This window comes from Bryocella sp., assembly GCF_058498515.1.
On record NZ_JBMHYI010000024.1, the window covers coordinates 125774 to 151707 of the forward strand.

19 protein-coding genes and 1 tRNA gene are annotated in these 25934 nt (G+C 63.5%); 13 read left to right on the forward strand and 7 right to left on the reverse strand.

Going from position 1 to position 25934, the window contains the following annotated elements:
* Positions 1–94 precede the first annotated feature (94 nt).
* From AC5E6W_RS07450 to AC5E6W_RS07485, 8 genes are all read left to right on the forward strand, one after another.
* Positions 95–1831 carry a hypothetical protein gene (locus AC5E6W_RS07450; RefSeq protein WP_491751642.1) on the forward strand — a complete coding sequence of 579 codons (1737 nt, stop codon included), beginning with the start codon at positions 95–97 and terminating at the stop codon, positions 1829–1831.
* 83 nt (positions 1832–1914) lie between these two features.
* Positions 1915–2535, forward strand: coding sequence for a biotin transporter BioY (locus AC5E6W_RS07455; protein ID WP_491751643.1), 621 nt, complete (start codon positions 1915–1917; stop codon positions 2533–2535).
* 85 nt (positions 2536–2620) lie between these two features.
* Positions 2621–3475 carry a menaquinone biosynthesis family protein gene (locus AC5E6W_RS07460; RefSeq protein WP_491751644.1) on the forward strand — a complete coding sequence of 285 codons (855 nt, stop codon included), beginning with the start codon at positions 2621–2623 and terminating at the stop codon, positions 3473–3475.
* Positions 3476–3536: 61 nt separating this feature from the next.
* Complete coding sequence (locus AC5E6W_RS07465) at positions 3537–3743, forward strand: hypothetical protein (protein WP_491751645.1); 207 nt, start codon at positions 3537–3539, stop codon at positions 3741–3743.
* A 40-nt stretch (positions 3744–3783) separates the two neighbouring features.
* Positions 3784–4086, forward strand: a complete 303-nt coding sequence (locus AC5E6W_RS07470) for a hypothetical protein (protein WP_491751646.1) — start codon at positions 3784–3786, stop codon at positions 4084–4086.
* Positions 4087–4124: 38 nt separating this feature from the next.
* On the forward strand, positions 4125–4892 hold the full coding sequence (locus AC5E6W_RS07475) for a Crp/Fnr family transcriptional regulator (protein ID WP_491751647.1): 768 nt from the start codon (positions 4125–4127) through the stop codon (positions 4890–4892).
* 89 nt (positions 4893–4981) lie between these two features.
* Positions 4982–5632 carry a response regulator gene (locus AC5E6W_RS07480; RefSeq protein ID WP_491751648.1) on the forward strand — a complete coding sequence of 217 codons (651 nt, stop codon included), beginning with the start codon at positions 4982–4984 and terminating at the stop codon, positions 5630–5632.
* Between the two features lie 26 nt (positions 5633–5658).
* On the forward strand, positions 5659–6339 hold the full coding sequence (locus AC5E6W_RS07485; RefSeq protein ID WP_491751649.1) for a hypothetical protein: 681 nt from the start codon (positions 5659–5661) through the stop codon (positions 6337–6339).
* Positions 6340–6398: 59 nt separating this feature from the next.
* Here the strand turns inward: AC5E6W_RS07485 and AC5E6W_RS07490 are convergent.
* Positions 6399–6474 (reverse strand) — tRNA-Lys (locus AC5E6W_RS07490).
* Between the two features lie 169 nt (positions 6475–6643).
* Positions 6644–7669 (reverse strand): YncE family protein, encoded by a 1026-nt coding sequence (locus tag AC5E6W_RS07495; RefSeq protein WP_491751650.1) that lies wholly within the window; start codon positions 7667–7669, stop codon positions 6644–6646.
* Positions 7670–8145: 476 nt separating this feature from the next.
* On the opposite strand from AC5E6W_RS07495, the gene AC5E6W_RS07500 reads away from it, so the two are divergent.
* Positions 8146–11556 carry an outer membrane beta-barrel protein gene (locus AC5E6W_RS07500; protein ID WP_491751651.1) on the forward strand — a complete coding sequence of 1137 codons (3411 nt, stop codon included), beginning with the start codon at positions 8146–8148 and terminating at the stop codon, positions 11554–11556.
* Positions 11557–11691: 135 nt separating this feature from the next.
* Here the strand turns inward: AC5E6W_RS07500 and AC5E6W_RS07505 are convergent, their stop codons facing one another.
* Positions 11692–13401, reverse strand: a complete 1710-nt coding sequence (locus AC5E6W_RS07505) for a carboxypeptidase-like regulatory domain-containing protein (protein ID WP_491751652.1) — start codon at positions 13399–13401, stop codon at positions 11692–11694.
* Between the two features lie 233 nt (positions 13402–13634).
* Complete coding sequence (locus AC5E6W_RS07510) at positions 13635–15404, reverse strand: GWxTD domain-containing protein (RefSeq protein WP_491751653.1); 1770 nt, start codon at positions 15402–15404, stop codon at positions 13635–13637.
* A 262-nt stretch (positions 15405–15666) separates the two neighbouring features.
* Here AC5E6W_RS07510 and AC5E6W_RS07515 point away from each other — a divergent pair, with 262 nt between their 5' ends.
* The 3 genes from AC5E6W_RS07515 to AC5E6W_RS07525 all read left to right on the forward strand — a co-directional run bounded on the left by AC5E6W_RS07515 (position 15667) and on the right by AC5E6W_RS07525 (position 18717).
* Positions 15667–17070 (forward strand): efflux RND transporter periplasmic adaptor subunit, encoded by a 1404-nt coding sequence (locus AC5E6W_RS07515; protein ID WP_491751654.1) that lies wholly within the window; start codon positions 15667–15669, stop codon positions 17068–17070.
* Positions 17071–17174: 104 nt separating this feature from the next.
* Complete coding sequence (locus AC5E6W_RS07520) at positions 17175–17975, forward strand: ABC transporter ATP-binding protein (protein WP_491751655.1); 801 nt, start codon at positions 17175–17177, stop codon at positions 17973–17975.
* 187 nt (positions 17976–18162) lie between these two features.
* Positions 18163–18717, forward strand: coding sequence for a Uma2 family endonuclease (locus AC5E6W_RS07525; RefSeq protein WP_491751656.1), 555 nt, complete (start codon positions 18163–18165; stop codon positions 18715–18717).
* Between the two features lie 26 nt (positions 18718–18743).
* Here the strand turns inward: AC5E6W_RS07525 and AC5E6W_RS07530 are convergent, their stop codons facing one another.
* Entirely contained in the window at positions 18744–20753 is a 2010-nt protein-coding gene (locus AC5E6W_RS07530) for a S9 family peptidase (RefSeq protein WP_491751657.1), read from the reverse strand.
* Between the two features lie 251 nt (positions 20754–21004).
* Here AC5E6W_RS07530 and AC5E6W_RS07535 point away from each other — a divergent pair, with 251 nt between their 5' ends.
* Complete coding sequence (locus tag AC5E6W_RS07535) at positions 21005–23743, forward strand: hypothetical protein (protein ID WP_491751658.1); 2739 nt, start codon at positions 21005–21007, stop codon at positions 23741–23743.
* A gap of 74 nt (positions 23744–23817) precedes the next feature.
* Here the strand turns inward: AC5E6W_RS07535 and AC5E6W_RS07540 are convergent, their stop codons facing one another.
* Entirely contained in the window at positions 23818–24072 is a 255-nt protein-coding gene (locus tag AC5E6W_RS07540; RefSeq protein ID WP_491751659.1) for a hypothetical protein, read from the reverse strand.
* A gap of 237 nt (positions 24073–24309) precedes the next feature.
* Positions 24310–25860, reverse strand: a complete 1551-nt coding sequence (locus AC5E6W_RS07545) for an amino acid permease (protein WP_491751660.1) — start codon at positions 25858–25860, stop codon at positions 24310–24312.
* Positions 25861–25934: the final 74 nt, after the last annotated feature.

Consider the following 25934-nt stretch of genomic DNA (forward strand, 5'->3'; position numbering starts at 1 on the left):
AGAGGAAAAACGGGCAGAAACCCCTGAAATTGCTCTGAGATACTCGGCAAATCTTCATGTCGCGTTTGTTATGCTCGAACCGGGATTCTCACACATGCGCGTGCTTGTAGCGGTCTTTGTTCTCGCGCTGGTGGCGTTGCTCTGGGCGTTGCTGGCCATCGTGCATCACGTCCGGCGTTCTCGCCGGCGCACTCGCAGACTGCGTGAGATGGACGCGCCTGCCAGCGACAGCATCTCGCTTGGTCTCAGCAGCTCGCGCATCAACCTCGCGCCCGAAGCCCCCGAGCTCAGCTTCCGCGATCCCGAATCCCCAGCGATCTCTGTCTCGACAGAAGCGCCCGAAGCCGTATCCGAGTCCGCTCCTACCGCCGCACCCGAATCGAAAGACGCACCCAGCAGCGTTGCCTTCGCGAACCCGCCGCAGGAATCCGTATTCACCGAGGCCCGCAAGGCGGATGCAGCAGCACCCATCCCTGTACAACAGGAATTCCAGTCTGAGGTGGCAGCAGAAGCCGTAGCCGAGGCCGACGACGAACCGATGGAGGAAGAGGGCGGATGGGAGACCTCGCTGCTGCGGACCCTCAGCGGAGGGGACCGCGCCCTGATAGCCCGCGCCAGGATGTCCGAAGCCTGGGAAGAGACCGCCATGCCGGATTTCGTAGTGCCCTCGCGAACGTCCTACGCTGCTGTGCCGGTCGCTGCGCGGGGCCACATCACTGCAACGCTCTTCGGAGAGCCCTTCACCTTCGAAGCGCTTCGTCCTCTGCAACCTCTCGCGCCGGAGTCTACCGCAGCGCCTTCACGCACCGTCCCAGCCGCCGTTCCCGTCGCGCAGACGAGCATCACGCGCTCTTTCGCACCGCCGGTGATGGCAGTCCTCCGCACCGCGGACCACGCCAGTCCAGTTCCAGCAGTTGAGGCGACCGCCGAGCCGATCGCGGCAGTTGTTGCCGCAGCAAACACCACACAGCACGTTCCTGTGCTCGCACGAATCCCGGTCGCCGCAGAGACGCACGCTGAAGCTGAGATAGAAATCGCTCCCAAGCATGAAGCTCCCGAGGTGATCGCTGCCGCCTCCATGGTGCCCGTGATGGCGCGATTCTCTTCCGCCGCAACCGCAATCGAGGAACCAGTGATCGGCGAGCCTGCGATGGCTGCTGTAGCGGCTGAGGTCCAACTACCGCTCGCGGCTGTAGCCTCCGCCCTGCCGGCCCGGCCGCTGGTGCTCGCGCGCGCCTTCGCTGCCCCAGCTTTTGAGCCGCCTGCTCCTGCGGAAATTGCGGCCGACGAGCTTCCTGCCTTTGTCTCCACCCACGTTGGAATCGCTCTTCCGCCCGCGCCGCTGGCTCACCCAGTAGCGTTACCGGCGCGAAGCGCACCGGAGACCGCAGCATCGTCGGAGCCATCCTCACAACCGCTGGAGTTCTCGGTCGAAGCGGCGAAGACCATTCCCTTCCGCGTTCCCAGGCCAGCCCCGCCGCTGGTCCGTCCGCAGCCGCAGACGATTCCTGGCACCCTCGTCGCCCAGCACGATGCCGGCATGGACTCCAGCAGCTCGCGCATCACGCGCGCCCCGCGGCTCATCTCGCCGTCCCAGTCGATGCCCTCCGGCCCAGCGTTCCATCGGGTGGCGCCGCGGCTGGCCAGCAACAGCTCCGGACGCCATCTGATCGCCCCGCTGCGCCGGCCCGACCTTTCGTCGTACTACAGCAAGGACTTGGGAGATCTCTCCGACCCCGTCGCTCCGCGCGGCCGTAACCGCGAACCCCGCACTCCCCAGCCGAATCCAGGCACTCTCGGCAATCCCGAAGAACAGAAGCGGCAGGCATAAAAGGAAGTGGCGCGCATAGACCTTGGCTCACTTCGACACCTGGAGATGTTTCGCGTGCCGGTTTGCGATAAGGTTTAACTGCTATGCCGCATACCGCCGCTCCGACCGCCCCCGTTTCCCGCACATCCTTCCGCTCCGCCGCGACGTCGCTGGCCAGCACAGTTTCCGGCCGCATCGCACTGGGACTGGCCGCGACCCTCGTCGTCGCAGCAGCAGCGCATGTGGTCTTCCCTCTGCCGTTTACGCCGGTGCCCTTCATCCTGACACCGCTCGCGGTCATCGGCGTGGGTCTGGCCTTTGGCCCGCTCGGCGGCTTCGCCGTGCTTGCGGCCTACCTGCTCGAGGGCGCACTCGGCCTGCCGGTCTTCAGCCCGACCGGTCCGGGAGGCGTCGCGCAGATCGTTGGCCCTACCGGCGGCTACCTGATGGCGTACCCCCTCGTGGCGATGATTGCCGGCCTCGCCAACCGCATTTCCGCACGGATCCCGCGCTTCGTCGCGGCCACGCTCAGCGGGCTTGCCGCGATCGCTGTGCTCTTCGCCTTTGGGGCCGGCTGGCTCGCACATTGGAACGAGATCCTGACGCCAGGACACGTATCCCTTCGAGCGGTCGCCATGGCCTCCATTCTTCCCTTCCTCCCCGGTGAGATCGTCAAGGTCCTCGCCGCCGCCGGGATCTACAGCACCCTCCGGCGCAGCCGCTAGATCTTGCTCCTGACCCGTGGTCGCAACCGGTGACCACCGCGTCATCGCAACAATAGAAACGCCCGTGTTCGGGCCTAAGGAATACATGTCTACCGCACCAGCAGCAGTTCGCGAAATCACCATCGCTCACAGCCCCGACTCCGATGACGCCTTCATGTTCTACGGCCTCGCGACCAACAAGGTCCGCGTGCCCGGTTACAAGTTCACCCACACGCTCACCGACATCGAGACCCTGAACCAGAAGGCGATCAACGAGCAGACCTACGATGTGACCGCGATCAGCTTCCACGCCTACCCGTACCTGCAGGACAACTACACGCTGATGGCCTGCGGCGGCTCCGTGGGCGAGAACTACGGGCCCATGATCGTCGCCCCGCGCCCCTACACGCTCGAAGAGATCAAGAAGGTGAAGATCGCCATCCCCGGCGAGCTGACCACCGCGTTCCTCACCATGAAGCTCTTCGCTCCCGAGATCGAGACCGTCACCGTGCCCTTCGACCGCATCATTCCCGCGGTCGTTGCGGGTGAGTTCGATGCCGGCCTCATCATCCACGAGGGCCAGCTCACCTACGGCCGCGACGGCCTCCGCAAGGTCCTCGACCTCGGCGTGTGGTGGAAGGAAGAGACCGGGCTCCCGCTTCCGCTCGGCGGCAACGCCATCCGCCGCTCGCTCGGCTCCGAGGTCCAGCGCATCACCACCCAGGCCCTGCGCGACTCCATCCAGCACGCCCTCGACAACCGCGACCAGGCCCTCGAGTACGCCATGCAGTTCGCCCGCGACCTCGACACCCGCGATGCCAACCGCTTCGTCGGCATGTACGTCAACGAGCGCACGCTGAACTACGGCGAAGACGGCCGATTGGCCATCAAGAAGCTGCTTGACCTCGGCTACGAGCGCGGCATCATCCCGCACAAGGCCAACGTAGACTTCGTCGATTAATTCTCCAAAGGGATCGCACCCTGACGCCGTGAGCGGCATCTCTTTTCGAAGAGGTGCCCTCATGGAATCAATCCACACCGGTCAGTGCGGTCTCTGCGTCCATTTCGGTGAAACCCCGAAGACGCCTACCCTGGTCTCCATCACCACCGGCAAGCTCGCCGATGTAACGATGTTGGATGAGTGCGGGCACCCGCGTCATGCAGCACTCCGCCTCAAGGTCACCCCGATCTCAGGCTGCGACGGTTTCTTTCCGGCGGCGGCTGCTTAGAGCATTTTTCCTGCGGGTGTAGTCCAGGGACGTGACTCCGATGGGCGTTTTCTCCAATGAAAACGCAGCTGCACGCCCCTTTGGGGATGCCCAGGGAAAATGCATTAGGCAGCCGCTTGCTGTTGGCGCGGCGACTCCATCACTTCCTCCATGGTTGCAGGCCATCGTGCATGTCTCGTGCTGCTCAATCGTCGCCATAGCCATTCGAAGACAAATTCCCGTTTCGCTACAGGGTTGCCTGCTGCTGGAATTTATTCTTTTCGTGAGCAATTTTGAGCATCGCCTGTTCGACCCAGCGGGCGATTCTAAAACTGTATCAATTTTTGTTCGACCGGGGACGTAGACGGTCGGACCGGCCCCGGGCCCCTGGAGTATGAACGTTTGACGAGAAAGGCCGCCGCACTTCGGTTTTCCATGGTCGACTTCCTGAGCAGCGAGGGAGACGGACGCAAGCTCGTCCACTTGAAACCGGGTGGAATCTTCTTCGCCCAGGGTACAGCATCCAACTCCGTCTTCTACCTCATCACGGGCCGCGCCAAGCTCACCGTCCTCTCCCAGCGAGGCAAGGAAGCCACGATCACGCTGCTGACTTCCGGCGAGTTCATCGGCGAGGAAGCCATTGTGGTAGCCGGCGGCCTGCGCATGGCTACTGCCTCGGCCGTCACCCAGTGCAGCGCGCTGAAGATTACCCGCGATGCGATGATCCGCGTGCTGCACGACGAGCAAACCTTCTCCGACTTCTTCCTCCACTTTCTCCTGACGCGCGGAATGAGGACACAGGCCGACCTCGTCGACCAGCTCTTCAACTCCAGCGAGAAGCGCCTCGCACGAACCTTGCTGCTCATGGCGGAGTTTGGCAAGCCCGGCGAGCCCGAGACTCTAATCCCTGCCATCACGCAGGAGGCCCTGGCGGAGATGATCGGCACCACGCGATCGCGCGTCAGCTTCTTCATGAACCGCTTTCGCAAGCTGGGGTTTATCGAATACAACGGCCGCATCCGGGTCCATAAATCGCTGCTCAATGTGGTGCTGCACGACCAGTTCAGCGGTCACAACGCTACCCGCCCCATCGTTTCCACGTCTCCGCCGAAACGGTCTCCGGCGGCAAAGAAGTCCGCAGGAAAAAAATCTCCCCGCATCCAGCTTTAGCCTTTAGCCACCACGGTCGGTTGATCGGACGGTTTCCCGGCCAGGGCCACCTTGAACCAGCTCACACCCTGCTGCATGAAGGAGGTTCCATGAGTCATCCCAGTTGCGTCATCGTTGACGATGAAGCGCAGACTCGCTTCCTGCTCTCTCAGATTTTCTCCATGCATGGTTATGCGGTCCGTTCCGCAGAGGATGGCTTCGCCGCACTCCGTATGATCCGCGCCGCAGTGCCGGACCTCCTGGTCTCAGACCTCAATATGCCCGGCATGTCCGGCTTCGAGCTCCTCTCTGTGGTGCGCCGGCTCTATCCGCAGATCCGCGTCATCGCCATCAGCGGAGCGTACACCGGGGCTCACGTCCCCCAGGGAATCGCCGCAGACGCCTTCCACGAAAAAGGCACCGGCATGTCCCGGCTGGTCGATCTGATGGAATTGGGAGTCAAGCTCATCCCCGCCCCCATCCACCTGGGGCGCACAGCTACCCCGCTCTGGGTCGACCTCGAACGCCGCCGGCCGCACGAGGCCGATCACGTCCTGATCAACTGCCCGTCCTGCCTTCGCCCCTTCCGCCAGGACATTGACGTCATCAACGCCAGCATCCGAGAGACCAATTGCTGCTACTGCGGCAGCAAGGTCGCCTACGCCGTAGCACTGGCGATCAAGCCCCAGGCTGCGCCCGTCGTCCACGCTGAGCGAGCCCTTACCAGGGCTGCCCTGGAGAGCAAACTAGTACAGTCTTAGCCCCAGACCCATGCCATGATGAAAGCATGAGCCCACACCTTCGGCACGATCTCGAGCTACTTCGCACCAGCCTACTCTCCGGCAAACTCCCTCGGAACCTGAGCTGGGCGGACACGGTGGAGCTGATCGGCCAGATCGGCGAAGTGCAGCCGCATGGCGGCGACGAGTCCGTCTTCATCGTCGGCACACAGCGCGCGTTCTTCAAACACCCGCACACCCATGAGCTCGGCGTCGAAGAAGTGTCCCGCCTGCGCGCATTTCTCCGCGAAGCTTTGCCCTCCGCCACTCCGGAAACATCGCAGCCCTACCGGATGGTGGCGGTCATCGATCACCATGTCGCGCACATCTATCGGGATCTCAATGCGAAGGTTCCTGAGCTGGAGCACACGGCGCGTCCCGACGACCCATTCGGCTTCCACCATCACCTGATTCATCGCAAGGAAGCCCACTACCAGGGCGAGCGTGTGCCCGAAGAGAAGTCCTACTACGAAGAGATCGCAAAGGCTCTCCTGCCTGCCGATGAGATTGTCCTGATCGGACACGGCACAGGAAAAAGCAGCGCGATGGATCACCTCGCGGAGTACCTGAAGGAACACCACCACGATCTCTCGCAGCATGTGATCGCCACGGAGACTGCGGACCTGTCCGCCCTGACTCCGCCGGAGATCGAAGCCATCGCGAAGCGGCACATGATCGTCGCCGTATAACTACAGCTGCAACGACAAAACGAGCCGCAAGGGCTCGTTTTTCGTTTTGCTCAAGATATTGGTGGACGCGGTAGGGATCGAACCTACGACCAGTCGATTAAGAGTCGAATGCTCTACCAGCTGAGCTACGCGTCCAAACCTGGTGCTCTGCCTCGGGAGGGCCGAGGAACCTCAACACTAATTGTGCGTTGGTTCATTGCGCGCGGGAGAACCTCACCGCACTTCAAGAAGTATAGCACGGGTTTTCGGCCTCGCGTGAGCTCCTGTGGATCGCGCATACGCTGGCCGCATTGAGCTTGCCAGCTCACTTCCCTGCCCAGGCCATCCCGTCGGCCTTCTCGCCGACATCAATCGTCCCGGTCACCTTCCACGTCGCCGTATCGATCACGTTGACGATGTGGCTGGCCTCGCACGAGACATACGCCACCTTGCCATCGGGGCGCAGCAGCACCTCCTGCGGCTTGGGGCCGACGGGGATGGTGCGCACCACCTTCCACGTCGTCAAGTCCACCACAGCCAGCTCGTTGCCGGTCATCAGCGTCAGCAGCAACAGCTTGCCATCCTTCGTGACCGTGCCACCATAGCCCGGCATCGGAAGGTCCACCCAGCGCGCAATCGTATTCGTCTTGGTGTCGATCACCGCCAGCCGCGGCTTAACCTGGTCCGACGTAAACACCCAGCGATCATCTGGCGTGATCGCAATGCGCTGCGTGTTCGTCGAGATCGGAATCCGCGTCACCAGTTTGCGCGTCTTGAGGTCCAGTACGGACACCGTGCCCGAGCCGACGTTGGCCGTGTAGCCATGCGTCCCGTCGTGGCTCAGCACCAGCATGTGCGACTGCTCCTCGCCCGTAGGAATCGAGCCCACAATCTTCTTCGTGCGCGGGTCGAGGATCGTCACGGCCTTGTCGAGCTCCGTCGTCACGTACAACAGCCCGGTGTGCGGCTCCCACAGCACACAGTGCGGCCGCACCGGATGATCGAACACTACGCGATCGACGATCTTCCGCTGCGCCAAATCGACGATCAGTATCACGTTGCCGTCTGTCCCCGGCTTGCCCACGCCGACGTCGCTATACAGCGGAAGATATGCGAAGTGGCCATCGGGCGAGGTCGTCACCTCGTGGCCGAACATCTTCGGCACGCCCTCCGGAATCACCGCAACCTGCTTGTCGGTCGCGGGATCGACGAGGCTCAGCGTGGCATCGCCCTGGTTGGCGACCAGCAGAAGAGGATGCTCGGGGGCTCCGGCATAGGCGCGTTCAGCAGCGAACGCGAGCAGTGAACCAAGAGCCAGGACAACGATAGAGTGACGGTTCGAAGGCAGCATAAGAGTGGGTGCCCATCCTATCGCAGCCCATGGAAGATCGGCAGTAACAGAACGTAGCGAGGGCCTCCCAACGCAATCTCGCTCGAACGAACCCAGACCAGGCCTTATGCCCAGAGAACGGTTTTCATAAATATGCCATGGCACATGAAATCTCACCAAAATTTGGCCCAAGCAGAATCGTTCCGCATTCCGGGAGTTCACTCCTCCTGTCGCAGGGGTGGGGCCACGCCTGCAATGCCTGAAAATGAATGCCCACAACCCTCTCGCGCCCAGCATTGGTGCGGCTTTCCTGCTCTCCAGGTCCATGCCCGCATTGCGGAACAACCGGAATTGCAGCGACCCGCATCATCGCGCGATTGACAGCGCCATGCGCCGTACCTAGGTTGGCTGCCATTCCCGCGATACGGTTCGAGACGCCTCGCGCATGCGAGCGCTACGCGCACCGCCCGGGTCAGCAAGGGAATCAAGGAGTGGCGATGACACGCAGACTTTGGATATGGCTGCTCGCGGTGGCGGCAGTGCTTGGCCCCGCGGCCTGGGCGCAGAACACCACCGGCACCATCACAGGACGCACCACCGACCCCACGGGCGCCGTCGTGCCCAACGCGAAGGTGACCATCACCAACACCGGCACGGGGGCGGCCCGCAGCATCACCACCGACAACAGTGGCGATTACACCGCGACGCTGCTGCTGCCCGGCACCTACACCGTCTCCATCTCCGCCGCCGGCTTCAAGACCGAGGAAAAGCGCGGCGTGCGCCTCGAGATCGATCAGACTGTCCGCGTCGACGGCGCGCTCCAACTCGGCGAGACCAGCGAAAAAGTGGAGGTCGATGCTTCCGCGCTCACCCTCGACACCGACACCTCCTCCATCGGCCAGGTCATCGAGCGCAAGCAGATCAGCGACCTCCCGCTCAACGGCCGCAACTTCACCAGCCTGCTCTTCCTCGAGCCCAGCGCGGTCACCACCGGCGGCGAGCAGTCCACCTACCGCTACGGCGTGGGCGACGCCATCAGCATCGGCGGCGGCGTCAGCGCCTCCAACAGCTTTACGCTCGATGGCACCACCATCACCGACACCTCCTACGACACGCCTGCCTTCGCCATCTCGCTCGACGCCGTCGAAGAGTTCAAGATGCAAGAGAAGAACTACTCCGCCGAATACGGCTTCGGCTCGAACCAGGTCAACTTCTCCACCCGCGCCGGAACCAACAACCTGCATGGCTCGGGCTTCGAGTTCATCCGCAACACCGCGGTGGACGCACGCGACTGGTTCAACGTCAAACCACAACCCGTCGCCCCGCTCAAGCAGAACCAGTTCGGCTACTCGCTCGGCGGCCCCATCCGCATCCCGCATATCTACAACGGCAGGGACCGCACATTCTTCTTCGCCAACTACGAAGGTATGCGCATCCGCAGCCAGCAGACCATCACCGGCTACATGCCTACGGCTGCCGAGCTCACTGGAGTCTTCCAGACCTCGACGTTCTCCAGCAACGCCACCGCCGCCATCGTCGATCCGCTCACCGGTCTTCCCTTCCCAACCAACGCTGCAGGCGCCTACGTCATCCCACAGAACCGCATCTCGAAGCTCGGTCAGCTCGCGGCCAGCAAGCTGTTCGCGACCCCCAACGTGACCGGTAACCCGGCGTACAACTACATCGTCAACTCTCCGTTGAAGGTCAACGAGGATCAGCAGACGTACCGCATCGACCAGGTGCTGGGCAGCAAGGACTCGATGTTCGTGCGCGGCACCTACTCGAGCGTCTTCGTCACCTCGCCGGCCATCACGCTGTACACCACGCAGCAGCAAAACCAGCAAACCCGCAACTACCAGGTCACCGAGACGCACATCTTCACACCCAATCTCGTGAACCAAGTGCGCATTGGCTACCTCGAAGCGCAGGTCCTTCGCCTCGGGTATGTCGCAAGTGCCGCCGATGCAAACGCCCTCGGACTCACCAACAACTTCAAGATGAGCGATGCCGACTACCCCGTGATCTCGCTAAGCACGGGCCTCTCGCAGACAGCGACCGGCAGCGCGACGCAGCCGCTCAGCAGCGTTGGCGGCCCCGCCAACCTTCCCACCGGAAGCCTCCAGCCAGCATGGGATCTCTCTGACTCGGTGAGTCTCAACCACGGCAAGCACACCCTCTCCTTCGGCTTCACGTATCGCGACGTCGTGCTCGATCGCCAGAGCACGGTCAACCCGCTGGGCAACTACACCTTCAACGGCACGCTCTCGCACAACCAGATCGCCGACCTTCTGCTCGGCAATCCTTCCACGGCGACCGTAGCGCAGCCCGGCCCCATCTCCAACGTCGCGACCGGCAACTCCATCCATCTCCACTTCAAGCTCATGGCGCCGTACGTCGCGGACGACTGGAAGATCACCGACAAGCTCACGCTGAACCTCGGCCTGCGCTATGACTTCCAGACCGTCCCGTACGAAGAGCAGAACCATCTCGCATGGTTCAATCCCTCAGGCAACGGCGGCCTCTTCCTCGCCAACCAGGCTGTCGCGCAAAACTACGGTGGCACGCTCTACACCTACAACGGGATGCGAGGCCCCGGACCCGCGCAGAAGGAAGTGCTAGCGCCACGCTTCGGCTTCGCTTATCGCCCCTTCTCGAAGACAGGCTTCGTCGTACGTGGAGGCTACGGCATCTACTACGACCAGTTCGAGACCAACGAGTTCGTCAACTCCACCGCGGTCTATCCCTTCGCTTCCAACTACACCTACTCATCCACGCCGGGCGGCACCATCTACGAGAGCGACACTCTCTTTCCCGGAATCACCGTCGGCCCAGTCACCACCGCAACGTTCGCGAACGCTCTGCTGCAGATCGCCGCGCCCAAGAAGATCAATCCCTACGCGCAGCAGTACTCCTTCGGCTTCGAAGAACAGCTCAGCCCCAAGATGCTCGCCTCCATCGAGTATGTCGGCGATACCGGAACGCACCTGAACATCCGCACCAACGCCAACCAGCCCACACAGTGCATCCTGGCCAATGGCTGCGACCCCACGCTTCCTGCCAACCAGTCCGTCGCCGGACGCCTGCCGCGCCGTGCATACAAAAACTTCGGCCAGATGATCATCGAGGACTGGAGCGGCTTCTCCAACTACAACGCCATGAACGTGAAAGTGCAGCGCCGCTCGCGCGACCTGACCGGGACCATCGCCTACACGTGGTCGAAGATGATGGACATCAAGTCCGCCGCAGCCGCGGTGACCGGCGACGCCGGCGGTCCCTACGGCTTCCAGAACTTCTACTGCCGCATGTGCGACTACGCTCGCTCGGACTATGACGTAGGCAACCGCATCGCCGCCAACTTCGTCTACAACCTTCCCTTCGGTAAGGGCGAGCGATTCGGCGGAGGCGCAGGCCACGGCCTCGATCTGCTCATCGGCGGCTGGCAGCTCAACGCCATTGGTTCTGTCCAAGGAGGCTTCCCGTTCTCACTCGGTGCCGCCGATGCCTGCAACGGTTGCAACGAAGCCAACGGCGAGCGCGCCAACCTGATTGGCAACCCCTTCCCCGCAGGCTTCGTGAAGAACGTCAACCACTGGTTCAGCCAAACAGCCTTCGCCGAACCCGCTCCTGGGTACTTCGGCAACAGCGGCCGCAATCTCATCCGCGGTCCCGGCATCCAGTCACTCGACGCCAGCGCCTTCAAGACGCTGCACTTCGAGCACTTCGAAGTCTCGCTGCGGTTCGAATCCTTCAACGTCCTCAACCACCCGCAGTTCGCCGATCCCAACGCCTCGGTGACCGTCCCCCAGAACGGCACAATCCCCGCCAACTACACCCTCGGAACCATCACTGCGACCAACGGAAAAGTCCCCCACCGCGAGAACCAGGGCGGAGTGAGGGTAACGTTCTAAGAACAAGTGAGTAGTGAATGACTAGCAGTCACCCTCTTAGTGATGGCAACAGCAAAGGCCTCCCAACATCGGGAGGCCTTCGCTGCTGAGGCACGAAACCACTACTCACTACTCACTGACCACTATTCACTGACTCTAGAAATTGAACGCCAGCCCCGCCTGGATCGCTCGCGGCACCTGCGCCAGGAACAGCGTCTTGCCATCCGGCGCCAGCACTGGCTGATACCCCTGTTCAAGCAGGTTGGTCGCTTCCACCACCGCATCCAGGCCAGACGGCAGGAAGCGTCCCGCCCACAGGCGCTGCCGCACGAACAGCGTCAGGTACGCCTGGTTCGGTGTGGCGTTGTAGGCGTTGACTGCGGTGATCGTGTTGATTGGCTGCCAGCGGTACTCCGCCTTGAGCGCGGTGCCAGTGTGCGCAATGTTGCCTCGAAGCGCGGCGCGGACTGCAGGCTCGGCCTTCGTAGTCAGGTGCGCCGGCAGGTCAGCCAGCGAAGTCGGGCCGCCATCATTCACCAGCGTCGTGCCCAGGTCATACTCGAACACCGCCGACAGCGCCGGCGTGATGGGCTCGACATAGGTCACGCTCACGCCCTTGGCCTTGTACGCCGGGCCAGCAAAGCGGAACGTGCCCGTGGTCGGGTCGGCGATCATCGGCATCGACTCGATGGCCGAGCGATCGATCGCTCCTCCACCCGTCAGCGTCGCCGCATTGAATCGGTCGGCATAGCCGGCAAAGGTGACAACGCGCTTGTCGCCCAGCTTGCGGCTCACCGCAACCTCGTTGTGCCCAGCATCCGGGTCAAGAGGACGTCCCTGCGCGTCCGAAAGCACGGCGACTGCCGGCTTCAACCGGTCCAGATCCTCCGAGCCTTCGAGCTCGCGGCTGCGAGCGTAGCGGTACTCCAGAATCACGTTGTCGCCGGTCCGCACCGTAGCGTGCAGGAACGGCCGGGTCATCACGCGCGTGCGCTCCAGCTTTTCGGCCTCCATCAGCGTGCCCGCATCAATCTCGATCAGGTCGCCCAGATTGATCTGTTGCGTGCTTGCGAGCTCCAGCACCTCGAACCCTGCCGTACCCGCGTCCATCATCTCTGGATGCGACTGCACGATGGAGACCAGGCGCGTGCTTCCGCCAAACATCGACCGCCGTTCATAGCCCGCGCTCACCGACACCGAACCGCCGGAGGGATAGGGGCTAACCGGATCGCCAACGTCGGCGCGGAACATGGCGCTGTCGTTGTTTTCGATGGTGCGATTCAACACGACGACCTGGTGAGTTCCCCCCTCGCCGAAGACGCCAGCTCCTGAGAGCACCATCACGCGGCCCTGATCGATGGCCTTGCGCCGGGACTCGCCGCTCGAGGAGATCGCCTGCCCGTCGTCGGGGTCGGAGGGGTCCGTGAGCCGCAGCAGCGGCCGGCTGGCGGTCGCCTTCAGCGTCCACTTCCAGTCGTCGGCCGGCTCGTCGGCCATGCGGCGCTGCGCCGGCAGCCAGCTCTCCACCTCGAACAGCGTGTTCATGGTGAGATTGACGACGGCCTGTGCGCCGGCCTGAAGACGAATATTGGGTTTGTTGGCGGGAGCGAAGAATGCCGCGGTGGCGCGCACCTGGTAACGCCCCGGAAGCACCGAGGGCATGAGGTAGCGGCCATGATCGTCCGTGAAGGCAGACGCAATGGTGGAGGAGGCGGTGTTCATCAGCACGACGAGCGCGCCCATCTGGGGCGTGCCGTGCGCATCGCGCACCACACCCGACACCGCAGCGTCCGGCGACGCAGCGCCTGCGACCGCTGCGCCATACAGCGAGATCAATAGCACAAGACCTGGTACAGCTCGTCTCACCGCGCTTGGATCCTCTCGCGCGCCTACTAGTGGCTCATCGGGGATTGCCTCCCGGGCTCCAGGAGAGGCGTCGTGCTGTTGACACTGAAGCGGCGGCGCCTTGCGTATCTGCGCTGCCTGCTTCCGATGTTACCGGAAATTTTACCTCCCGGAAGGGTCGCTGGCGACCCTTCCGGGAGGCTCACTGCTCGTACTCACGGGTCCGCAACACTGCTGCGTCCCCGCCTTCCGTCCTACTGTTCGACGATGAACGGCGCGCTTTGGCTCACAGCCTGGTTCGTGACGCCATCGTTTACCTTGATGACCACCTGGTAGCGGCCCGGAGGCAGGCTTCCCAGCGGCATCGTCTTCTCCAGCGTGACCTGGTCGGCGTTGGGATTCATCTTCGCCGCCATCTCCTGTGCCTGCAGCACTTGCTTGTTCGTCGCCAGATCCATCACCTGGTAGTCGATCGTCGCATTATTGCGCTTGTTGTCGCCGATGCCCAGGTTGTACACCTGCATCCAGAAGTTCAGGTTCTGGGCGCGATGGAAGGTCACCGGGGTCGTGATCGTCGGGGCCACGCGCGGAACCACCTTCGTGTTGCCGATGACAAAGTTGCCCGTACCCACGTCCTTCGACGGCACGCGCTCCATCGAGGTCGCCAGGATCAACGACGAAGTCGACAGCTGATCGTCGTCATACTTCGGCACGTCCAGGCTGCGCTTCCACGCTCCCAGGTGGTCCGGGTTGTTGACGTCCTTCACCGCAATCTCGACCTTGTAGCGGCCGGGCGAGAGAGGCATCGCCTTCCAATACACGTGCACGCCGGTCTTGCTCTGCGCCAGCAGATCGTCAGGCGTCTCGAAGGAGACCGTATCCTCGAACGTCTGCACGATGTGACCCGTGATCGTCGAAACGCGGCCCAGGATGTTCACGGTACCGGTAGAGACCGAGTCCTTGCTCTTGTAGGTCACATCGCCGTTGCGGATCTGCAACGTCACCGGCACCAGCACTGTGTCGTTGGTCAGCTTCACGTAGTCCGTGCGCACGTCGAAGACGAACGGTGGTCCACTGAGGATCTTCGACGAGCTCAGGAACTCATCCAGGTCGGCGAACTTTACCGGCGGCGGAGCGAAGAGCTTCGCGAAGCGATCCAGGCGATCGAACTGCTTGCCCTGCTCCATCGAGGCCATCGGGCCGTTGCCGAGCTGCTCCAGGCCGCCGCCTGAGAAGCGGTCCGCCTGCTTGGACTGGCCCATCTGCTCATAGAGCGTCTGGCCAGCGCCCGGGGTGTGCTTCAGCGCATCCTTCTCGGAGCGGTCGATCGTCGCATGGTAGTCGCCGCACATGCAGGTATCGACAAACTCGATGTCGACGTTGTCGCCCACACCCGCGAGATAACGGTAGTGCCAGATCTCGAACGGGAAGGTCGAGGTGTTGCCGCCGCCTTCTTCGATAGGACGCTCATAGTTGCCGCCTGAAGGATGCGAGTCGGTCGAATCCGGCTTGCCGTATGCAATATAGATGTGGCCGCGGTCCGTCATCCAGCCAGGCTTGCCGGCCGCGAAGTGCTCGTTCGCATAGGCGATACGCGCGTAGTGCTCGTCCTTGAACTCGTTCTCCGGCGAATCCGGATTCGGATTGCGGCGCAGCCAGAACTGCTCGATGAACTGATCGCGCTCCTCGTCGTTGCCGAGGTTCTTGAACGCCTTCACCTCTTCGTCGGTGATGATCCAGCGCACGTCCTCGTCGAGCCACTTCTTGTACTCGCCCTTGATCTCGATCTTTGCGGCCTTGCGGCGGCTGGCTTCATCGCGATCCGACAGACGCCGCTTCAGCGGGTCCGGCTTCTCCTCGACCGGCGGTCCCTGGACGACCTTGCCATCGTCATGAATGGTTTGCGGCTGCTGGGCCGGTGTGCTCGAGCTGGGGGACGTGCTCGTGCTCTGGGCTGCCATCCCCACACTTGCGCACAACAATGCCAGCCACGTCACGCTGGGGGGAAGTTTCCGCATCTTCATTGGGCCTGCTCCTGCATCGGTTCGACCCCCTCATTCTAGTGCCCACGCGATGCGGGCACAAGCCGTCGGGTTGCTATCATGGAGACGCATCCCGTTTTCTTTTTGTAAGCACGCTTTCGCTGGATTTTGCAGGTCACGACAGGTAATACGGGAACCTCTCCCATTGAGCCTGCGTATGTTGTGTCATCAGGGTTTGGAACTCGGGGCGTCCGGAGCGGATGGACCCCCTTGCGCTGACCCCGGAAAGTTCTCCATAGCTTCCATGAGCTTAAAAAAGATCGTCTGGATCGTCGTCGTACTCCTCGTGCTGGGGGGTCTTCTGGCGGGGACCATCATCTACAACCGGTCTGCAGTTCAGGCCGTAACCACAGCGAAGGCCGTCCACCAGGACCTCGTCGCCACCGTCAGCGGCACCGGCCAGATCAAGCCCAAGACCTACGTCAACGTGGGCGCGACCTCCTTCGGCCGCATCACTCACCTTTACGTGAAGGAAGGCGACCACGTGAAGAAGGGCGACGTCCTCGCCACGGTGGAGAACGTTCAGCCCGAGGCCACGGTAACCGCGCAAAAGGCAGCTATCGATGCATCGCGCACCGACATTGCGAGCTACCAGGCCGCTGAGAAGACCGCCGAAGCCAACGTCGTTCAGGGGCAGGCCGACCTCGAGCAGAAGACCCTCGACTACAAGCGCTCCCAGGAGCTCTTCAACGACCGCCTGATCGCCAAGCAGGACTTCGACGCCAAGAAGGCCGCCTACGATATGTCCGTGGCGACGCTCGCGCAGCGCCAGGCTGCAGTAGCCCAGGCCAAGGCGCAGACTGACTCCGCCCGCGGCCACATGGGCCAGGCGGTTGCCACCCAGCGCGCCAACTACGACACCCTCGACAAGACCATCAGCCGCGCTCCCTTTGATGGTCTCGTGACCAACGTCCCTGTGCGCGAGGGTGAGACCGTCGTTGTCGGCATCCAGAACGCCGAAGGCTCGACCCTGATGACCCTCGCCGACATGAGCGTGATCACCGCCGAAGTCAAGGTCGATGAGAGCGACATCGTCAACGTCGCGCTCGGCCAGATCGCCGACGTCACTGTCGACGCCTTCCCTGGACGCACGTTCCACGGCCGCGTCACCGAAGTTGGCGACCAGGCCCTGCTGCGCACCACCGGCGTTGCCACGTCGCAGTCCACCACCGGCACCGAAGAGGCCAAGGACTTCAAGGTCGTCGTCACGCTCGATACCACCGCCGACAACCTGCGCCCCGGTCTCTCCTGCACGGCGAAGATCACCACCTCGCGCAAGCCCAACGTGCTTTCCATCCCCATCCAGGCGCTGGTCGAGCGCGATCCCCTTGCCGAGTCCGCCTACTTCGCGAACCACGGCAAGATCTCCTCGTCGACCGGCGCCACCACCGGAACGCAAAAGCCCGAGCCCCAGCAGGGCGTCTTCGTCTTCGTCAAGGATTCCGGCCGCACCCGCGTGAAGTTTGTTCCCGTCACCACCGGCATCGTCGGTTCCACGGACACCGAGGTCCTGAGCGGCCTCAAGGATGGCGACGAGATCGTCACTGGCCGCTACCAGGTGCTGCGCATCCTGCGCAGCGGCACCGCGGTCAAACGCGATACCGCACCCATGACTCCAACCGCCGACAGCAGCTCTTCAAGCAGCTAGACGCGATCGCAACCAGGGGGTGGCCGCCATGCGGCCATCACCGCATCACAAGATTCCAGGCCCGGACAAGCGGGTCACATCTGGAAGAATTGGAAGGATCACCGATGGCCGACACGCTGGTTGAACCGCCGCCCTTTGACGCTGCAGGCGCCAACGCCGACGGACCCCATCCCGGAGACGTCATCGTCACCGACAACCTATGGAAGACCTACGAGATGGGCGACCAGCTCGTGCACGCCCTCCGCGGCGTGGACATCCGCATCCGCCACAACGAGTACGTCGCTATCATGGGCCCCTCGGGCTCCGGCAAGTCGACGCTGATGAACCTCATCGGCTGCCTCGACTCGCCCTCCCGCGGACGCTACTGGCTCAACGGCCACGACGTCTCCTCGCTCAACGATGACGAGCTCGCCCGCATCCGCAACAAGGAGATCGGCTTCGTCTTCCAGACCTTCAACCTGCTGGCCCGCGCCACTGCGCTGCACAACGTCGAGCTCCCGCTCATCTACAACGGCACGCCTGCGGCCGCACGCATCGAGCGCGCCAAGGCCGTGCTCGAGAGCGTCAACCTCGGAGCCCGCATGAACCACAAGCCCAACGAGCTCTCCGGCGGTCAGCGCCAGCGCGTCGCCATCGCCCGCGCCCTGGTCAACAACCCGTCGATCATCCTCGCCGACGAGCCCACAGGCAATCTCGACTCCAAGACCTCCGTCGAGATCATGGCCCTCTTCGACGATCTGCACGCCAAGGGCAACACCATCGTCCTTGTCACCCACGAGCCCGACATCGCCGACTTCGCCCACCGCGTCATCTCCATCCGCGATGGCTCGGTGGAGTCCGACGGCCCCAGCCGCCGCGTGACCAGCGGAGCCGCTCCCGCCGCCAAGAGCTCCCACTCCGCGTAGACGCGCTCCTCTGCATAGAAGCCCGGTTCCGAATCCTCGGACCCGGGTTTGCTGCCTCAAATGTGTCATCTCGACCGAAGCGCAGCGCAGTGGAGAGACCTGCATTTGGGCTTTGCATGGACGCGACCGTGCACCCCTGAGGCCGCAACTCCAGCATATGCGCTATTCTCTTCGCAGCGGAGGCGCGATGGCCACTACCCCGGTTCTGATCACCGTGGAAGAGTATCTCCGGACCTCGTACAGGCCCGACCGCGACTATGTCGACGGCGAGGTCCTGGAGAGAAACATGGGCGAACTTCCTCACGCACGTTTGCAGACTTTTTTCATTCGCTTCTTTGCGCAGTTTGAAACCGAGTGTCAGGTAGAGGCGCTCCCCGAGCAGCGCCTCCAAATCAACACCTCGCGCTTCCGCATCCCCGACGTGATGCTCCATCGTCTGAATCCCGACGAGCCCCTCATCGTCCGCTCCGCGCCACTCCTCTGCGTCGAAATCCTCTCAAGCGAAGACCGCTGGCGTCGCGTCGAGGAGCGCATCCTCGACTACGCCTCCGTCGGCGTCCGCACCTCATGGGTCATCGACCCCTGGCGTCGGCTCGCCTACGTGGCCGGTGGCACAGGCGAGCTCCGCGAAGAACGTGGAACACTCACCGTTCCGAACACCCGCATCGCCATCGCCGTCGACGAGGTGTTCGCCGAACTCGATCGCCTCGAAGCTCTGACGCAGCGTCCCTCGCTGGACTGAGCGCGAGCCCGCGCCGCATCGCCGGTCTACTTCGTGCCCGCCGTCGCAGGCCCTTCGCTCAGATACGGCTCCAGCCAGGCCGTCCAGCGCCGCCACACATCCCGCGCGCGGATGGGGTCCGTCGGCGAGTGCCCTATCACCGGATAGATCACGTACTTCACCGTGACACCGTTGTCCTTGAGTGCGTGGTAGAACTTGTACACCTGTGGCGTCGGCACACGGTAGTCTCCCACATCGTTCAGGATCAGCGTTGGAGCCTTCACCTTGGCCGCATACGTAATCGGCGACTCCGCAAGGTAGAGCTTCATCCCATCGCCCACAAACGGCGACGGCCCAAAGATATCCGACTCCCCAAACATGATGTCGCTCAGCGCATATTCGTCGACGAGGTCCGTCACCGGAGCTCCCGCAATCGCCGCCGCCCACATATCGGGATAGTTCCCGATCAGCCACGACGTGAGATACCCGCCCTCGCTCCAACCGGTGGTCGCGACCTTCTTCTCGTCAACAATTCCGCGAGCCTCAAGCATCTTCACGCCCGCGACGATGTCGCGCCCCGGCCCCGAACCCGCACCCGCCTTGCCCATGCCCGCCAGCTCGAAGGTGCTTCCATCACTGGTGCTTCCGCGATAGTTTGGCTCCAGCACCAGCCAGCCCTTCGCTGCCAGGATCTGCGACGACGGAGTAAAGCTCTGCACCGAAGCTGAGTTCGGCCCGCCATGGATATACAGCACCAGCGGATACTTCTTTCCCGCCACAAACCCCACGGGATAGGTCAGCACACCATTGACATCGAACTGGTCCGACTTCCAGTGCACGGTCTCCTGCTTCGCCAGCGTCATGCCCTCGGTCGCCGTCTGCAGGTGCGTCATCTGCACCGGAGCCTCACCGCCCTTACCTACGTAGTACAGCTCCGCAGGATGGTCCGCAGTCGTCGCCACGAACGCAATCGAACCATCCTTGCCCGCGTTCATTCCACCGCCAGGAGTCAGCGCACCCAGGTCGATCCTCATCGACTTGCCTTCCACCGGCTGCACCATCAGCGCCGGCCGCGTGCGGAAGGTCGCCGCGATCAGCAGCGAGCCATCGGGCATCCACTCCGCGCCATTGATCGAGTGATCGATCGCGTGCGCCACATCCGTAGCCGTGCCTCCGCTCAGCGGCATCACATACACCGTCGTGCCGCTGCCGCGCTTGCCATCGCGAGGCCCCAGGAAGGCCAACAGCTTGCCGTCCGGCGAGACCATCGGATTGTCTTCCGGGAACGCCCCCGAAGTCAGCGGCTTGATCTCCCCACTCGCGACATCCACCTTCTCCAGCCGTCCCAGCGATCCATCGCCGGTCAGCGGGCTCTCCGCGCGAGTAAATAGCAGCGTCTTCCCATCCAGCGTCCAATCGATCTTCGGCGCTCCGCCCGGCAGATGATTCGGCAGCGACCAAGTGCCGTTCGTCACCCGCTTGGCATCGCCTGTCAGCCCAATCGTCCACAGGTGCACCGGCATCATGCGCGACTTCTGCTGGAAGTCGTTGTTGCCCACCTCAAATGCATCGTCGAACTTGGCCTCGTCCTTCTTCTCCGGCTCCTCATCCGGCGAGGCAAAGGCAAAGCCCTGCCCGTCCGGCTTCCATGCAAAGGACGAAATCGAAGTCTTTACGTGCGTCAGCTGCGCCGCGTCGCCGCCGCTCATCGGCAGCACGAAGATCTGGCCCTTCTTGTCCTTGTCCTGCGCCGTAAACGCCAGCCTGTCCCCGGTCGGCGACCAGCGCGGCGAGCCCACACCCTGACGATCATGCGTCAACGCGATCACCTTCTTCGACGCCACATCGAGCAGGTCGATCTCGCTCTCCCAGCGATCTTCCTTCAGGTTCGCCCGCGCCACCACAAACGCAATCGACTTCCCATCCGGCGCAATCTGTGGATCGCTCACCCGCACCAACCGCGGCAAATCCTCGGCGGTGAAGAGCTTCTGGCTCCAGCCAACGGAGGTCGAAACGATAAGCGCGGACACAACGACAACAGCGGATGACAGACGCATGAAATCTCTCCGGAACTTACAGGACCTCGACTCCTGCAAACACAACGCAGAAGCGGGCCCGGGAACTCATTGCACGACTGGGTATGGGCGAATCCTAGCACAGCCCGCCCATCCCTTCAGGCCGCCTTTCACTCGAACTTCATCGATCTGGAAGGGGATGCGGGGATACACAGCGTCTCCGAGCCCAAACTGGCGTCTAAACTTTGAGCATGGTGTTTGGGTCTCGGAAGCTCCTGACAGGATTGGGCGTGGTGCTGGCAAGCCTTATGGCCGCTACGCACAGCCTCGCCCAGTCGCAGGGCCGGTTCGACCTCGTCGGCCCGAAGATCGACGTCCGCGTCACCCGCGATGCCCAGACCTTGCCCATCGCCGCCGTCCCCAACCTCCAACCCGGCGACCGCATCTGGCTGCACCCCGACCTTCCGCCCAACCAGGCCATCAAGTACCTGCTCATCTGCGTCTTCCTGCGCGGCACCACCAATCCCCCGCCCGACAACTGGTTCTTCCGCATCGAGACCTGGGACAAGCACGTCCGCCAGGAAGGCACGATGATCACCGTGCCGCAGGACGCCCAGCAGGTCGTTCTCTTCATGGCGCCCGAAACCGGCGGCGACTTCTCCACCCTCAAGTCCGCCGTCCAGGGCCGGCCCGGGGCTTTCGTCCGCGCCTCCCAGGACCTCACCGAGGCCGGCTTCGAGCAGGCTCGCATCGAGAAGTACATGGCCTCGATCCGCCTCGTGCCGCCCTCCGACCCGGCCGACCTCCAGAAGCACTCCGACCTGCTCGCCCGCACCCTCGCGCTCAAGCCTAACGACACCTGCTTCAAGCAGCCCGTCGACATGCAGTTCACCTGCCTCACCCAGAGCGGCTCGCAGATGGTCCTCGACGACGGCCACGGCCAGACCATCGTCTCCGCGCTCTCCAATGGTCCCGGCTCCGACCTCATCAGCCAGGCCAGCTACACCCAGGTGGCCGGCGGCGGTCTGTACTCCGCGTACGTCGGCGCCATCGTCGACATGATCCGCATCCTCGGCAACCTGCACACCGCTCAGTACCAGTACATCCCCGCCATCGCGTTCCCGCAGGACGCCTCGCTGAACCTCCGCCTCAACACGCCGCCCTCCTTCCACAACCCCAAGTCGGTGCTGGTCATCGCGCTGCCTGCCGTGCAGAAGGCCCAGGCTCCGCCGCTGCGTCCTGCCGATGCCAAGCACATCGCCTGCCTGCTCGCCCCGACCGTCGTGCTGCCCATCGAAGGCGCTCCGCTGGTCTTCTCCGCAGCCTTCGCGCACGACATGGTGCTGCACCTCAACACCCCTCCCGGAGCGCCCACCGAGTCCGACATCCGCCTCCTGCCCGACGCCTACCAGGGTGGCCTCGTCCTGCAGATGGGAGCCCAACACCACGTCCCCCTGCGCGACCAGCGCCCCCTCACCGAAGCCGAAACCGCCGCCGCGGCAGCGGCCGCGACAGCCGCAGGAACTCCGCCGACCGCCCAACCCAAACCCATTCCCGCGCCCGTCCACCTCACCGGAACCATCCAGGGCCGCTGGGGCTTCGACCCCTTCACCGGCCCCACGGTCGAGCTCCAGCAGCTCCCCGGCACCGGCTGGGCGCTGACCAGCGTGCCGTCCGATCCTCTCAACGTCGATGCTGCCCATCCCGCCGAAGACCTCATCGCCGGCCGCGCCTCCGACCTCCTGCTCACCTCTACAGGTTCCGCCTGCGTACATGCGATCACCGCCCAGCCAGCGGGCTCGACCACCGAGCTTCCTCTCGCCTTCCAGCTCGATCCCCGCGCCGATCAGCCGAACCTGCTCGCCGTGAAGCTGCCCAGCAAGCAAACAATGCTCCCCGGCGATCTCCACCTCGAGATCCAGCAGTATGGCCAGCCCCGCACCGACAGCGTCGCTGCCCGCGCCTTCGCCGAACCCGCCCACATCAACACCGTGCAGCTCTACGCCGGCGATCGCGCCCTCATCCTGAGCGGCTCGCGGCTCGAGCAGGTCGACAAGGTCCGCGTCGGCGATCTCGTCTTCGCTCCCGTCCCGGTCGAACCCGCGGCAGCGACTCCCAGCCTGCCCGGAACGCTGCGTCTCTCCCTTCCGGACAATGCTCCCCGGCCGCCGACTCACGCCAACGACCACCTCACCGCTCGCATCCAGCTCCGCGACGGCCGCGAGTTCTCCGCGCCCATCACCGTCGCTGCACCCCGCCCCAGCGTGACCCTGCTGAGCAAAACCGCTGAGCCCGGCCCCGAGAATCCCATCAAGCTCGGCAATCCCGACGACCTTCCACTCTCGTCGATGCTCACCTTCACGCTGAAGAGCTCCACCACCTTCCCGCGCAACGGACAGGTCGAAGTGCAGACCACCGACGGAACCTTGCGTACCGTCCTCACGCTCGCCCCCGCTGGCGGCCTGCTCCTCCAGGACCCGCACACCGTCGTCGCCTCACTCGATCCGCTGCGTTCTTTCGGCCCCAGCGCCTTTGGCGCGCTCCGCGTCCGCGAAATCTTTCCGCTCGCTCAGAGCGCGTCCAAGCAAGCCGCCTCCGACGACGCCCACCCCGATTCCGCGACAACAAAAGACACAACCGCACCCGCCACGAGCGCAGACGCCGAGCCTCCCGCCAGCGACTGGCAGCCTTTGGTGACCCTCGTCCGCCTGCCTGCGCTCGGCCAGCTCCAATGCGCCCTCGAGCCCGCGCTGCCCTGCACCCTCAGCGGAACCAACCTCTTCCTGGTCTCAGCCGTTTCGACCGACCCGGCCTTCGCCAACCCCATCAGCGTGCCGGATGGCTTCACCGCGACGACCCTGACCGTCCCCCATCCCGTAGCCGCGGGAACGCTGTTCCTCCGCCTCCGCGACGACCCGACGGCGATCGACTCCGCTGTGCTGCAGGTGGCGCTCCCGGCCCCGCCACCTCCACGCGGCCACACAGCGACGCACGCCTCCGTCCAGCACCCCGCCGGCGATCACCCCAACTGATCCACCAGCACTCCTGCAGAAAAAACGCCCCGCCGGACTGCTCCGGAGGGGCGTTAATGCATGCAAAGGATTGACTAGGAGATATGGATGTCGTCCCGGCCATTGGCGCCGAACGAGTGATACACCGGCGCGGGCAGGGGCCGCAGCCAGCCTGAGGCCAGCCATGTCGGGGGAATCGAGAACTCCGAGTGCCCGCAGTTCAGGCAGACCGTGATCTTCGGGCTAGGGTTCATGGGCGGCGCGCTGATGGTGCGCGAACCGTTGAGATAGAGGCGTACATCGGCGGGAAAGCTCGAAAGCGCCTGGGAGTCGCACTTCGCACAGGTCATGGTAAGGGTCGTCCTCGTTCCAGCGGTTCGCACATTGGAGCCAGCAGGTTTAGGGCCATTTTCGCTTTTCCTGCGCTCACAACAAAAGGCGATAGTCACTGCTTACCAGTTTTCCACAGGGGGCGTCAAGAAAAAGTTTGCGATAAGGCAACCCTTATCCGTTTCGACAACCACAAACGGGCCAATGCCCGGCAAGATGCCGGGCATTGGGTGTCCTACAGAAGAGCTTCCGAGGTACTATTCCGGCGCCAGAGGAGGCAGTCCCTGCTGCACCCGGCTGTGGTGGCGGCTGTAGAAGAAGTAGATCAACATGCCGACCGCAAGCCACACGATGAGCCGGATCCAGGTGATTCCGGGCAGGAAGGCCATCATCGCCAATGCGACCACGATGCCCGCGATCGGTGTGAACGGCATCCACGGTGCGCGGAAGGGACGTTCCAGATCCGGGCTGCGCTTACGCAGCAACCACACACCCGCGCACACAATGATGAACGCCAGCAGCGTGCCGATCGAGCACATCTCACCCAGGCTCTGCAGCGGCAGCAGCGAGGAGAACGTCGCCACCACCAGGCCCACCGTGATCGACGAGACATACGGTGTGCGGAACTTCGGATGCACCTTGGAGAACATCTCCGGCAGCAGGCCGTCGCGCGACATCGAGAAGAACACGCGGCTCTGGCCGAGCAGCATCACGATCATCGTGCTCGTCAGCCCGCCTAGCGCGCCGATCTTCACCATCAGCGAGCCCCACTTGAAGCCCGTCGCTTCCATGCCCACGGCCAGCGAGTCCGGAACGCCCAGGTACTTGTAGTTCACCAGGCCCGTGAGCACAATCCCGACGAGGATATACAGCACCGTGCAGATCGCCAACGACCCCAGGATGCCCAGCGGCATATCCTTCTTCGGATTCTTCGCCTCCTGCGCCGCCGTAGAGACCGCGTCGAAGCCGATGTACGCGAAGAAGATCACGCCCGCCCCACGCATCACGCCCGTCCAGCCGAACTTGCCCAGCGTGCCCTGATTCGGCGGCACAAAGGGATGCCAGTTCGCCCAAAGCTCGTGATGATGCAGCAGGGTGTAGGTGCCCACGCCCAGGAAGACCAGCAGCACGGCCACCTTGACCACCACGATGAAGCTGTTGAAGTTGGCCGACTCCTTGATTCCGATCACCAGGATCGCCGTCGCGAACATGATGCCGAGGAACGCCACGAGATTGAAGACCCCGTGCTGCATCGGCAGCGTGCTGGGATCGATGTTCAGCTCCTTCAGCTTGTCGGCGAAGTGCGCGTTCAGCAGCTCCCAATGCCCGTGGTAGTACACGAACTTCGAGCCCGGCTCACCGGCCAGCGCCGGCGGCAGCCGAAGCCCCATGTCCTGCCCCAGCGACAGCACATAGCCCGACCAGCCCGAGCACACCGTAGCCGCGCCGAAGGCATACTCCAGCACCAGGTCCCAGCCGATGATCCACGCGAAGATCTCGCCCAGCGTCGCATAGCCATACGTGTAGGCCGAACCCGCCACCGGAATCATTGCCGCAAACTCGGCGTAGCAGAGCCCGGAGAACACGCAAGCCACGGCGGCCACGATGAACGTGTACACCACGCCCGGCCCGGCATACCCACTGGCTACCACGCCGGTAAGCACAAAGATGCCGGTGCCGATAATGGCCCCAATGCCGAGAGTGATCAGATTCCCTGCCCCAAGCGAACGGCTAAGCGTATGTTCGCCGGTCTCGGATGCCTCGCCCATAATGGTGGACAAGGCCTTGGTCGCCATTAGATTCGCCATGCGTGTCTCGTGTCTCCTGATTCGTTACTGCGGATGTCTCTGGCCCAAAGGGGCAAGTAAAGCGTACAGCCGGT